The 12,029-nt window shown below is 43.8% G+C and carries 12 protein-coding genes; 4 read left to right on the top strand and 8 right to left on the bottom strand.

What is annotated here, in order from left to right; genetic code table 11:
* The first annotated feature begins 28 nt into the window (after positions 1-28).
* On the top strand, positions 29-976 hold the full coding sequence (locus AC0J2F_RS11015; protein ID WP_473007693.1) for a glycosyltransferase family 2 protein: 948 nt from the start codon (positions 29-31) through the stop codon (positions 974-976).
* Here the strand turns inward: AC0J2F_RS11015 and AC0J2F_RS11010 are convergent.
* From AC0J2F_RS11010 to AC0J2F_RS11000, 3 genes are all read right to left on the bottom strand, one after another.
* Complete coding sequence (locus AC0J2F_RS11010; RefSeq protein WP_473007692.1) at positions 973-2,646, bottom strand: S8 family peptidase; 1,674 nt, start codon at positions 2,644-2,646, stop codon at positions 973-975. The two genes, AC0J2F_RS11015 and AC0J2F_RS11010, sit on opposite strands and share 4 nt — an antisense overlap.
* 1 nt (position 2,647) lies before the next feature.
* Positions 2,648-3,133 carry a hypothetical protein gene (locus AC0J2F_RS11005; protein ID WP_473007691.1) on the bottom strand — a complete coding sequence of 162 codons (486 nt, stop codon included), beginning with the start codon at positions 3,131-3,133 and terminating at the stop codon, positions 2,648-2,650.
* A gap of 64 nt (positions 3,134-3,197) precedes the next feature.
* The gene (locus AC0J2F_RS11000) at positions 3,198-4,019 is read right to left on the bottom strand and encodes a 2OG-Fe(II) oxygenase (RefSeq protein WP_473007690.1); all 822 of its coding nucleotides are present in this window, start codon (positions 4,017-4,019) and stop codon (positions 3,198-3,200) included.
* A gap of 94 nt (positions 4,020-4,113) precedes the next feature.
* Between AC0J2F_RS11000 and AC0J2F_RS10995 the strand changes: the two genes are divergently transcribed.
* On the top strand, positions 4,114-4,995 hold the full coding sequence (locus AC0J2F_RS10995) for a glycosyltransferase family 2 protein (protein WP_473007689.1): 882 nt from the start codon (positions 4,114-4,116) through the stop codon (positions 4,993-4,995).
* Positions 4,992-5,921 (top strand): glycosyltransferase family 2 protein, encoded by a 930-nt coding sequence (locus tag AC0J2F_RS10990; RefSeq protein ID WP_473007688.1) that lies wholly within the window; start codon positions 4,992-4,994, stop codon positions 5,919-5,921. The genes AC0J2F_RS10995 and AC0J2F_RS10990 overlap by 4 nt, the downstream gene beginning before the upstream one ends.
* On the opposite strand, the gene AC0J2F_RS10985 is transcribed toward AC0J2F_RS10990, so the two are convergent.
* Together AC0J2F_RS10985 and AC0J2F_RS10980 are read right to left on the bottom strand one after the other, a co-directional pair.
* Positions 5,904-6,314, bottom strand: a complete 411-nt coding sequence (locus AC0J2F_RS10985) for a sugar 3,4-ketoisomerase (protein ID WP_473007687.1) — start codon at positions 6,312-6,314, stop codon at positions 5,904-5,906. The genes AC0J2F_RS10990 and AC0J2F_RS10985 overlap by 18 nt on opposite strands.
* Positions 6,311-7,417 carry a glycosyltransferase gene (locus AC0J2F_RS10980; protein ID WP_473007686.1) on the bottom strand — a complete coding sequence of 369 codons (1,107 nt, stop codon included), beginning with the start codon at positions 7,415-7,417 and terminating at the stop codon, positions 6,311-6,313. Before AC0J2F_RS10980 ends, AC0J2F_RS10985 begins: the two co-directional genes overlap by 4 nt.
* Positions 7,418-7,463: 46 nt before the next feature.
* Between AC0J2F_RS10980 and AC0J2F_RS10975 the strand changes: the two genes are divergently transcribed.
* Positions 7,464-8,600, top strand: a complete 1,137-nt coding sequence (locus AC0J2F_RS10975; protein WP_473007685.1) for a glycosyltransferase family protein — start codon at positions 7,464-7,466, stop codon at positions 8,598-8,600.
* Here the strand turns inward: AC0J2F_RS10975 and AC0J2F_RS10970 are convergent.
* The 3 genes from AC0J2F_RS10970 to AC0J2F_RS10960 are packed head-to-tail and all read right to left on the bottom strand — an operon-like array spanning position 8,576 to position 11,955.
* Positions 8,576-9,883, bottom strand: coding sequence for an O-antigen translocase (locus tag AC0J2F_RS10970; protein ID WP_473007684.1), 1,308 nt, complete (start codon positions 9,881-9,883; stop codon positions 8,576-8,578). The two genes, AC0J2F_RS10975 and AC0J2F_RS10970, sit on opposite strands and share 25 nt — an antisense overlap.
* Positions 9,884-10,984, bottom strand: coding sequence for a DegT/DnrJ/EryC1/StrS family aminotransferase (locus AC0J2F_RS10965; RefSeq protein ID WP_374960290.1), 1,101 nt, complete (start codon positions 10,982-10,984; stop codon positions 9,884-9,886).
* Complete coding sequence (locus AC0J2F_RS10960) at positions 10,981-11,955, bottom strand: GNAT family N-acetyltransferase (RefSeq protein ID WP_473007683.1); 975 nt, start codon at positions 11,953-11,955, stop codon at positions 10,981-10,983. The genes AC0J2F_RS10965 and AC0J2F_RS10960 overlap by 4 nt, the downstream gene beginning before the upstream one ends.
* Positions 11,956-12,029 lie beyond the last annotated feature (74 nt).

Raw genomic sequence — 12,029 nt, 5'->3', positions numbered from 1 at the left:
TACTATATTGCAGCCCAAACCCAACCCAATGTCTGACGCTTTAAAATTGTCGCTGGTCATCCCCTTGTATAACGAGGAAGAAAATGTGGCACCCTTAACGGCGCAGATCTCTGAAGCCTTAGCTGACTTCTCTTACGAAATCATCTATATAGACGACTGCTCTACCGATGCAACTCGACAAGAAGTACTGCAACTGGGGCACGAGCGGGTTCATCTCTTAGAACTGAAAAAGAACTACGGCCAGTCTATGGCCTTGGCTGCAGGTATAGAATACGCAAGTGGTGATTATATTGTCACCTTGGATGGCGATATGCAGAACGACCCTGCGGATATCCCTTCTTTATTGGCTAAAATGGAAGCCGAAGATTGGGACCTTATCACTGGCTTTCGCAAAAACCGCAAGGATTCGTTCTTAAAGAAGATCCCTTCTAAAATAGCCAACTTCATAATTAGAAAGGCGACAAAATTCAATGTCAAAGACCAAGGTTGCGCGCTAAAGGTCTTTAAATCAGAAACAGCCAAAGAGCTGAATCTTTACGGAGAAATGCACCGCTTTATCAGTCTGTTGACCTATCTAAACGGAGCCCGAATTACAGAGGTTGCCGTAAACCATAGGCCGCGCAAGTTTGGCAAATCTAAGTATGGCTTAGGCAGAACTATAAAAGTGGTGAACGATCTGATCTTGATCTTGTTTCAGCGCAATTATTTGCAAAAACCCATGTACCTGTTCGGGAATCTCGGTTTGCTCTTTTTTACGCTCGGCGTATTGATCAATGGATATTTGCTCTACGAAAAACTAATAGGCAATGAAATTGGTGATCGTCCTTTGGTTTTTGTGGGTGTTTTATTTGTGCTGATGGGAATTCAGTTCTACACCTCCGGGATCATCATAGACTTGCAAATGCGGACCTATTTTGAGTCCCAGCAGCAAAAGCCGTTCAAGATCCGCAAGATCCATCGGCCTAATCAAGGCTAATTCCCTTTATTTCCGAAAGACCGCTTAGGCTCCTTCCCCTTATCTGGCATTATGATCTCCCGATTCTCGGGGAGTTTCTCCGGGCAGCTAAATTCCAGGTCAGGATCCATTTCTAAAAGGATACTACCTCCTACATCCGGAGCCAATAAGACCCCATCTTGTAACTCAATGCTTTGCTTGGCTTTTAGGTCTAGTGTAGAGGTTCCCGTAAATACCTGATTGCGCAGCACGGTATTTTTGGCCAAAGAGCGAAATTCAAAATCCCAACGATCAAAGCGCTGATTGACTATCTCTGCTACCTCCTCTGGATTCATTAAATGATGCGTAAGCGTTACGGCGCGTCCGGTATTCAAAGCGCCAGATCCGTAGTAACCCTTAAAACGCTTGTTGGGTTCAAGATCATCGATATTGGTAGAAGTTGCCTTGAGAATAGACTCCACTTCCTCAAAACTCAGACAGAGATTTAGCGAAAGCATTAAACCAATAGTCCCAGAAACCAAAGGCGTGGCTCCAGAAGTCGTCTCGGATATACTGTAACTGATCGTATCGTTAAGAATGAACTTGGAATAACTGAAAAGCCCAACGCTTGGTGCTAGAATATCGACCTCCTTGTTCAGATTGGCTGTAGAAACCGGCCAAACAAAAGGCTGAGCGTTTAGGTCATTATTGGGATAGCCCATAGTACGCCCCACTATATTCTTGATATTGGCAGAATAGTAGTTTCCTTTGACATCTATTAGTACGTTGTCCGCTGGGTCGTCATAACGATGCATCACAGCGCTTACCGAGATCACCTTATCGTAAGAAGCCGGATAATAGGGCTTCTGTCCTTTGGTGACCTTCCAATCTTTATTGTGAGCGGCCGCAACTACTATACTACCGTTGTTATAGATCTCGTAAATGGCCTGCTGCGCGGTCTCGTAATAGATAGGTGAACCCCAACTGCAGTTAATAACATGGGCCCCCGCATAAGACAGTTCCACCAGTTGCTCCAAGGTCTTAAAATGGCCATAGCTGGTTCCGTATATGCCACAATCGTAACAAATCCCAGGAATTCCAAAACCGTTGTTTCCCTGAGCTGCTGCATTAGCAGATATGCTATAGCCATGCCCCTTAGACAAGGAAGAATTTCTTAGCTGTTTGCTCTTGCCTTTAAAATCTACTTTGGTCGTATCTAAACTTCCGTCGGAAATGCCAATAATGATATCTCTTGATCCGGTGGTGTAATACCAAGCCTTGGGCGCGTCCAAGTAGTCTAAATAGTCAAGGGTAAAACCTTCGGTAGTGGTTGTACCTAGTGGGTTGGTGCTCCCATAGTCGTCTGGATAGAAGACCTTTGTATCTTCTGGTCTAAGATTTTCATAGAATTCAAAGATCTCCGGAAAAGCTTCTACCAAGTCCGCAGCCAAAGTCTCCGACGCACTGATCAATAAATAGGTGCGGCTTAATACAGGATTCTTTGAATAGAGAAATGCCTTTCTTAAGATGGAATTTGGCACCGCATTGAGTTTGGAGTCCAAAGCAGTATTACCCGTGCGGGCCGCTTGTTCAGCCAGTTTGTCCAAAAGTACAGGAACCTCAGGCTTTAGGCGAATATAAGACCAGCTGGCTTCTTGCCCAAAGACCAAAACACTCCAAAAACAAAACAGTAGAAGCACTACTTGCCGCATACTATTGCTTGTTTAAAAGAGCTTCTTCTAATCTAGCCAGGCGCGCTTCTAATGCCTTGATCTCCTTATCTTTTGCTATAAGATGTAAGGTGAGTTCCTCCACTTTTTGCAAAAGCAAAGTGTTCATTTCACCCAGATCTATTCCTGCAGCCAAGGCCTCTGCCTCCGATGGAATTCCCTTGAGATGCCCATACTTTTTAATATGAGCCTCTATGGCAGTGAGACTCGGAAGATCGTAATCCGCAGCAAAAACAAAATCTGCCCAACCTTCAAGATCCACTTTTACCGACTTGGCATGTATACGACCATTTACCTCCAAGGCATCCGCAGGATCCGCTTTTCCGATCCCAACTTTACCTTCTGGAGTTATGATCAGGGAATTATCTACTGTTTTAGTAGCAGCAGGACTCAGGTACAAATCGTCTTGAGCTAAGGTTACTGTGCTAGCCAGCATGGCAACCAGGAGCATTAATTTTGTAATTCGCATAATGAACAATTTTGTTGCTCACTAAAGATACAAAAGTTGTGCCGCGGATTTGAGCAACTAAACTCTAGGACTGGTCTTTCTTGTAAACATGTGGATTTTCTCGCACACCTTTTTTAAACACTTTACGCAGGGCCATACGGGCTTTGGCGTCTAATTGAAGGACCAAGTCTCGAAGTTTTTGGTCCGGACGACCTCTAAAAGAGGTCACATGAAAGCGATCTTCTGGGGTTAAAGCAGTATCTGAAAAGTAGTAGTTCGATACACATTGTCGCGTTCCCTCGTGAGCCACCGGACTCACGCTGTGCCACGATTTCTGATGCGTTGCCATTACTGCCAACCGATTGAATCTGCTGTGTAAAGTGATCTGCGGTTTCTTAACCCCATCGGGCCAGAGTTCCAAATGCCCTCCGTACTGGTCTTCCCAGTCTGGAGTTACATAAAACAAGAGGTTCAACACCCGCCATTTATTGCGATCCTTGTCGTGTGAATTATCGAGATGCGGATTAAGAAAATTGCCTTGAGCCATGGCTGATATTCCTCCGGCGTACAAATTCTCATCGGGTTCCAAACCTGTTATTTCTGTAATTTCATGAACCAAAGCCACTACCCTCGGGTCTTGAAAGGCATAAATGGCCTCTTCTAAGATGGGGTTGTATTGGTCCATTTGAGCCGCAATGTGCTTGTATTCGCGGATACTCTTTTTAAGGGTCATGTCACGATTGTCTGGAAATGCCTCGTGTATCTGCAACGCAAGGGCCTCTGGCAGCAACTCATCGACCACAAAATGTCCAATAGCAGTGCTGCTCGCTTGGAATTGTGATGTGGCATCGGCCTTGGCCTCTATTAAGCGTTCTACGATCAGATCGGCAATTTTGGTACGTGTCATGCTTCGGATTTCTGCAAAGAAAAGTAAAACAAAATTAGCTTTTAAGGCATATCGATGCTAAAAATGTATTTTTACCCTTGAAGACCAGTTGCACATGCTTTCAATTTTAATTCCAACCTATAATGCCGACCTGACAGCGCTGCTTCAGGAGTTGCACAGCCAGATCAACAAGGATCAGCTAGCAGCCAGCGTTTGGGTTTGTGATGATGCTTCTACTTATAAAACCATGCAAGCGCAAAACAAAAATCTAAGTGAGCAACTCAGCTTTAACTACCTCAGCAATACCGAAAATTTAGGCCGAACAGCAACCAGGGCCAAACTGGCCCAAGTGGCTCCAACAAAATGGTTGTTGTTTTTAGATGCAGATGTAATCCCGGCCCATGGCGATTTCTTAAAGCAGATGATCAGCGATATTTCTGAAGAGCTCGATGTGGTCTTCGGAGGTGTCAGCTATGCAGATACTCCTCCGCCACAAGCACAGCTCTTACGCTATATATACGGCAAGAAACGGGAGGCCAGATCGGCATCAGAAAGATCTAAAAATCCGCACTTCATCATCTCACAAAACCTGTGTATTACCAAGAGTATGTTTGAATGTTGCAACACAGTTACCGCCAACGGTTACGGCATGGACAACCTGTTTAGTAACAATCTAAAGAACCACAAGGCCCGCGTTAAGCACACTGACAATGCTGTGATCCATTTGGGCTTAGAATCTTCGGAGCAGTTCTTGGAGAAGTCCTTACAGGGAATTCAAACTACAGTCCAGCTCGAGGCCAAGGGTTTAATAGCACCGAACCTTAGACCTATTCAGCGTTTGTACAACAAACTGAAAAAATTTGGATTGACCAGCCTGTTCTTGGCAGTTTCCAATGGCTTTAGTACAACAATTGAAAAGAATTTAAAAGGCAAAAGACCCAGCCTGTTACTCTTTGACATTTACAGGATGAATCACTTAATAAAACTGAAAAAGTGATTGCCTTTTCGATAGTAATTCCGGTATACAACAAAGAGGCTTTTATTGGCAAGACCATTAAAAGTGTATTGGCTCAATCTTATCCGGACTTTGAGCTGATTTTGGTGAATGACGGCTCAAACGATAATAGCAAAACGATCATTAAGGACTATACCAATGATACTAGAGTGCGTTTGATCTCTCAAGAAAATCAAGGTGTTGCCGCAGCAAGAAATCGGGGAATAGCTGAAGCCAATAACGACTATATTGCCTTATTAGATGCGGACGATCTGTGGTATGCCGAACATTTGCAAACCCATGCAAAAAACATCGAAGCATTTCCAGACAAAGAGTTGTTTGCCACCAACAGCTATTTGCAAGTAGGCAATAAAAAAAGAAGCCGCGTTTTTTCTATTCCAACGCCGAATAAGCCAAGCCTGGTCGATTTTTTTGAAGCAAGTTTGATCGATTCCCTTATAAATAGTTCCACGGTAGTTATTAAGCGTTCCTTATTGGATCGCTGCGGAGGTTTTGACGAGCGTCTTACCCGAACCGAAGACACTGATCTTTGGATACGACTTGCCCAACAGACCAAAGTGGTCTTTGACCCTAAACACACGGTATGCGTGGTTCGCGATAGCAAAGGTTTGTCTCAAAAGTCCGTAGCGCAGCAGCATAAATTGAAGTTCGAAAAATTCAAGGAGTTAGAGGCTAAAAATCCTGCTGCAAAACGCTATCTGGATCTGAATCGCTACGCCTTGGCTTTAGAATCGCGATTGCAAGGCGACGCTCAAGAGGCAGAACAATTAAGCTCCGAAGTAGATCTAGAAAACCTAAACAGTAAACAACGCTTTTTACTGTCTCGCGGAACCGCATCGCTGCGTATGCTCTTTAAAATAAAAGGCATCTTCGCTCGACTAGGCCTGGGCTTAAGCGCCTACAAATGATTTGAACTCGCCGTAGTCACGAATGTAGTCGGACTCCTTATAAACATCAGAAACTAAAGAAAGACAAACAGCTCCGGAGGAGAAATTCTCTAATTCTCGCCAGATTCCCGTTGGTATCAAGACACCTTCATCTGGTCTGTTCAAGGAAATGGTGCGGCGTGTATTGCCGTCGTCTACAACAACATCAAAGCTCCCGCTAACAGCGATTAGGAATTGCTGCAGTTCTTTATGGGCGTGTCCGCCGCGAGTAGAACCACTGGGCACATCATAGAGATAATAAACCCGTTTAATGGAAAAAGGGAGTATATCCTTTTCTAGAACAGAGAGGTTTCCGCGGCCATCTGGGTCAGAGATCTTAGGAATATTAATTCTGATGCAATCTGTTACTTTCATAGCAATTCTTGGATGAGCTTGTCCCAGTGATCGGCAATGACATCTACATCTAAATGCGCTACAGATGCCTTTGCATTTTGGCGACACTTGGCGAGGAGCTCTTGGTCAAATATAATATTATTTAAAGCTTCTGCTAAAGCGGCGACATTGTAATTGGGAACCAACAAACCATTCTCTCTGGGTTGAATGATCTCTGCAGGGCCACTTTGACAATCTACAGAAACAACAGGGGTACCAACAGCCAAGGACTCTATGACCGCTCTAGGGAAACCTTCGTAATGACTTGTCAAAACAGAACATTTAGCCCCTTGCAAGAAAGGATATGGATTCGGGTTGAACGGTAGGAACTGCACCATCTTATCCAGTTCCAAAGTATGTGCTTTGTCTTGTAATTTGGCCTTATCTGGGCCATCACCCATTAGAAACAATTGTATTCCGTTAGCCGGGAGCTTAGAAGCTGCATAAGCCTCTAAAAGCAAAGAGTAGTTCTTTACATCGTCATACAACCTGCCCATGGCCATGATATAGTCGCCGGCCATCATTTTGGTTCCGGCCTGAGCCTGAATACTCGCTAAAGGAACAGGATTATATACTTGATAGACCTTCTTGGTGTTATACTGCTCTTTCACGGCCTCTGCAATAGCTTTAGAGACACCCACAACACCCAAGGCGCGAGCTATCATGCTTTGAGCTATTTGCTTATTGTTAGGAAAATAGGTAGCCAATCGAAAACTACGAACTACGTAAAGAAGGTTTAATCCCTTATAGAGATAGCGGCTATATATGCGTTCTTTGAGATTTTCCGGACGTGATCTGTTATCTATGATAAGATCGAATTGCTCACGCTTTAAGAAGCTGCGAAAACGCCTCAATCGCATGAAAGAGGTTATAAAACCAAAAGACTTTTTGCCTGATCCGATGGCGTATAAGGATCCGGAATATTCGTAGTCTACTGCATTGACCACAACGGCAGTTGTTACTTGGTAGCCTTTTGAAGTGAGCATCTGTGAAAGTACAGCTGTGGAACGTTCTGCCCCACCTCCTGCTAATGAGATGGTGACCAGACAAACCTTCTGTTTTCGCTCTGGAGTTTCGACCCCCATAAAATTATACTACCTTTGAGATACCTCGCGTAAATATAGGGCATTTATGAAGATACTCCTGCTTGGGGAATACAGCGGATTGCACAACTCCTTAAAAGAAGGACTTAAGGCCAAAGGCCATGAAGTAACGCTTATTGCTTCTGGCGATGGATTTAAAAAATTCCCTGCGGATCTACTGCTCGAAAAGAGATTTCAAACAGGGCTGTCCAAGAAGTTCCGTGTGGCTACCCACAAACTTTTGGGTTTGGATCTGAGCTCTTTTTTGCTGTACAGAGAACTAATGAAGCACAAAGCCCAGTTGAGCGGATTCGACCTAGTGCAACTCATAAACGAAAGTCCCTTGGGTATGCAAACTAAGCACGAGCGCAAACTCATCAGTTGGCTCAAAGAGAACAATCAGAAGCTCTTTGTACTCTCTTGTGGTACCGATCACCCTAGTATTGCCTATGCCAATTCCGGAAGGTTGAGATATAGTGTATTAACACCCTATGAAGCAGGTAAGTTAAACGCCATGCAGGCTTATCCCATGCTTAAGTATTTAAGACCGGAGTTTGAGGCCTTGCATCACTTTGTTTTAAATACTGCGGATGGGTATATCGCTTCTGACCTAGACTATCATTTACCGCTTGTTGGAGTACCTAAATACAAAGGTCTGATCCCAAACCCAATAAATTTAGAGAAGCTAGACTTTATTGAACCTAAGATAGCCGACAAAGTGGTTATTTTTCACGGGATCAATCGGGAGAATTATTACAAAAAAGGCAATGACTATTTTGAAAAGGCCTTAGCCGAATTAGCAAAGACCCATGCCGACCGCTTTGAACTCATCACTGCAGAAAGCTTGCCCTATGCTGAGTACATCAAGGCCTACGACAAAGCCCATATAGTATTGGATCAAGTGTATAGTTATGATCAGGGTTATAATGCCCTAGAAGCCATGGCTAAGGGGAAAGTTGTGTTTACCGGAGCCTCCGAAGAATTCTTAAAACACTACCAGCTAAAAGACAGGCAGATCGCTATCAATGCCCTGCCTCAGGTGGAATATCTAAAAAATGAACTGATACGACTCTTGGAGAATCCGCAGGAAATAAAAAGCATAGCCAAAGCTGCTCGCCAGTTTGTAGAACAAGAACACGATCATATAAAAATCGCAGACCGTTACACTTCTGTCTGGACCTCTTGAGGTTCTCCTTTAGGCGGTTTGAAGTAGGTGAAGGCAATTATCAGCACCGCGACAAAATAAACCCCGTAGCGCAGCATATGCGCAAAGACCACTCCTTCTGCGCCATAGTCGTCAATAAACCACTTAGAAAAGCCGTAGAACAATCCCAGTGACAACAATTCGGTGACCACAAAAGGAATAACGCGCCTTTTGGCTAAGAATTGATAGGCTAAGATCAAAGCGGCGAACCTTATAAAGTCACCTATGAGCTGCCATTTAAATAATGGCTCCATCCCGTAAAATTCCGGATAGACCAATTTGATCACATAGTCTCTAAAGATAAAGACCAATAACATCCCAGCACCAAAAAGAGGTAGCAAGGTTTTATATATATGGAGTACTTCTTTTGTGAATTCTTTGCGCGTTGTAATGGTTGCAAAATTTGGGATGATATACAGGGTAAAGATCGCATTGGCAAAGACCATATAATTCTTAGAAATGTTGGTCATCGCTGTCCAATAACCTGCATCGGCTTCGGTGATATTATTTTCTATCATCAATCTAATATCGATCTCGATATAGTTCAACAAAATCGTCGAAACGAAACTCATCAATGTAAAGGCAAGTAATTCCTTCCAATACGGAAAACTGAACTTAAGTTGAGACAGCTTGATATGCTCCCGCAAGATCTTGTGAAACAAATAGACCAGCGTGAGTAATTGAATCACCGGAGTAATCGCAATAGCAATAAGGATACCGTCTAAGTTGTAAGTATACAAGCAATAAATGGTAATCGCTGTTGCGAGTAAATAGGCGAACAGCTCAATCTTTACGAATTTCTTATAGGCCGAAAGACCATTCACTATACCATTAAAGACCCTTTGTATGGCCACCGCCGGAACTATCAAGGCAAGCAACTTAAAAACAAAACCGAACTCGGAACTGGAGAACATTTTTTCACTCCAATAATCCGCCCAAAAGAACAGTCCAATCGCGGCTAGAGAACTCCCTAAAAAGGCAAAACTGAATACTGTGGAATAAACTTTATTGAGTTCAGTCTTGTTGTTTTTGTGCTCCGCGACATACTTGACCACTCCATTAAAGACCCCTAGGGTTGTGATAGACATGAGCATGGACATAACATTGCGCAACTGTCCAATTGCTGCTACACCACCAGGTCCTAAAAGCTGAGCAATTATACGCTGTACAAAAAGCGAAATAACCAAACGCACAACGATCACTCCCGCATTGAGTGAGGTCATCTTGAGTAAGGCGTTCTTTCTTATGAATTCAGGGATTTTCAACTAGTAGCTATTGATGGTATTTACAATTGTAAGGAGTTCGTCATCACTTAGCCCAGGAAACAAGGGTAAACTGATGACTTCTTTGTTAAGCTGTTCACATACTGGAAAACGCAAGGCCTTATACTCTGCCAGTGCCTCTTGTTTATGTGGCGGAATCGGGTAATGTATCAAGGTACCTATGCCCTTTTTCTCTAAGTGTGTAACAAAACTGTCGCGGTCTTTAACCCGAACAACAAACAAATGGAACACGTGATCTTTTCCTCCTGCGTAGTGCGGAAGACTTATCTTATCGTTTTTAATATGCACCAGATAGAATTGCGCCATTTGCTGTCTGGCCCTATTAATATCATCCAGATCCTTTAACTTCTCTAGTAAAAACGCAGCTTGCAGCTCGTCTAAACGCGAGTTGAAGCCCTTAAGAGCATTGACGTATTTACTGGTAGTTCCGTAATTAGCCAAACTGCGAATAACAGCCGCCAATTGAACATCATTAGTAGTAACTGCTCCGCCGTCACCTAAGGCACCTAAGTTCTTTGTTGGATAAAAACTGAATCCAGCCGCATCGCCTAAGTTACCTGCACGCTGGCCTGAATTCGTTCGGGCTCCGTGGGCTTGGGCTGCATCTTCGATGATCAGAAGCCCGTGCTGCTCGGCAATATCTTTAATCGCTCTCATGGGGCTCAATTGTCCGTAAAGATGTACCGGCATAATTACCTTAGCGGTTGGCGTGATCGCCGCCTTTAGAGCTTCGATATCAAAATTGTAGTCTTTGGGATTGGTCTCTACCAAAACTGGTTTAAGTCCGGCTTGCAAGACCGCAAGCACTGTGGCAATATAGGTGTTCGATGCAATGAGAACCTCATCATTCTCTTTTAGTCTACCGAGTTGTTTATACCCTTCTAAGATCAATCGAAGCGCATCCAATCCGTTGCCTACGCCAATACAGTGATCGGTACCACAGTAGCTAGCAAAGGCCGACTCAAAGGCTTTTACCTTATCTCCCAAAACATAATAACCGCTATCGAGAAAGGCCTTGAAGTTATCTTGAAAGACCGCTTCATACTTACTGTTTACACGCTTGAGGTCTAAAAAGGGTATCATATCAAAGATCGGATTTCATTGGTTTGCTTCGGATCGAATCCGTAGGTCTTATTCGCAGTGGTGCGCGCTCCAAAACACTCCTTCCAATAGAGCAGGCCGCTGTTGAGTTCTAAGCCTCCATCCACTGTAGAGATTCCAAAGTCAAAATAATCCTTGGCCCTGAAATCTTCTTTTATCAATTGCTCGAACAAATAGTCGAGCGTACCCAGTTGCTGCCTATCAGGACCAGCAGCAATATACTGCACATGGGCTGTGGTAAGAGTTTCAAAAATGACCGCTCCTCCAACAATACGCTCTTTATCGTATACCAAGTACAAGTGAATTTGATCCGGAAAAGCAGCCTGCAGGGCCGCAATCTCTGCCGCAGTATGCACAGGTTTAGCTTCGTGTCGCGCCTCTAGATTTGGAATAAGAATACTATTCCAAAAAACCTCAAAATCATTGGACCTTGCTATATGTAAGCCTATCCTTTGCGCCTTTTTGACACCTTCTAATCGATTTGACTGTATTGGTAATGCATTATTTAAAGCAATAGTACTGGCAGATTCTACTTTTAAGATCTTTGCGCCAGCAATAAAACTCAAATAGTCTAACTCTTGAGACGGTTGACTGCAGTAAATATCGGGCATGGCTTTGATGACCACTTCTTTGACACCTAGCCCATCCGCAGCCTCTAAAAGGCTAAGTAGCATCTCCGCATAAGCTGCAAACTTCACCTCTGGCCTCACCACCAAACCTCCGTATGAAAGTCCGCCATGAGAGATCCATTTCTCGTCTTTGGAGTTGGCCGGAAAAACGGCTACAAGCGTATCGCCTTTAAAAATGCACTGAGACGCATCTTTAAATCGATCGGCATGATATTCCATAAAATCTCGATGGAACAAAAAGGTGGCGTTCTTGGCCTCGCTTATCAGCTGGTTCCAAGCTTCGGCCCACTGTGGACCATATGCGGCTACGCGATACGTACTCAAATTGCTGCAGAATTTAGCGTGAAGGTAAAAAAATTGATGGCCCTGACCTAATACCTACTGCAACTTAAACGCCA

The organism is Gilvibacter sp. CC01, from assembly GCF_055755295.1.
The sequence above is the reverse complement of the archived record's forward strand: the minus strand, read 5'-3'. Positions and strand labels throughout refer to the sequence as shown.

Bases quoted from the DNA above. Each gene is read 5' to 3' on its own strand.
- AC0J2F_RS11015 (WP_473007693.1), top strand. From the start codon at position 29: ATGTCTGACGCTTTAAAATTGTCGCTGGTCATCCCCTTGTATAACGAG.
- AC0J2F_RS11010 (WP_473007692.1), bottom strand. From the start codon at position 2,646: ATGCGGCAAGTAGTGCTTCTACTGTTTTGTTTTTGGAGTGTTTTGGTC.
- AC0J2F_RS11005 (WP_473007691.1), bottom strand. From the start codon at position 3,133: ATGCGAATTACAAAATTAATGCTCCTGGTTGCCATGCTGGCTAGCACA.
- AC0J2F_RS11000 (WP_473007690.1), bottom strand. From the start codon at position 4,019: ATGACACGTACCAAAATTGCCGATCTGATCGTAGAACGCTTAATAGAG.
- AC0J2F_RS10995 (WP_473007689.1), top strand. From the start codon at position 4,114: ATGCTTTCAATTTTAATTCCAACCTATAATGCCGACCTGACAGCGCTG.
- AC0J2F_RS10985 (WP_473007687.1), bottom strand. From the start codon at position 6,314: ATGAAAGTAACAGATTGCATCAGAATTAATATTCCTAAGATCTCTGAC.
- AC0J2F_RS10980 (WP_473007686.1), bottom strand. From the start codon at position 7,417: ATGGGGGTCGAAACTCCAGAGCGAAAACAGAAGGTTTGTCTGGTCACC.
- AC0J2F_RS10975 (WP_473007685.1), top strand. From the start codon at position 7,464: ATGAAGATACTCCTGCTTGGGGAATACAGCGGATTGCACAACTCCTTA.
- AC0J2F_RS10965 (WP_374960290.1), bottom strand. From the start codon at position 10,984: ATGATACCCTTTTTAGACCTCAAGCGTGTAAACAGTAAGTATGAAGCG.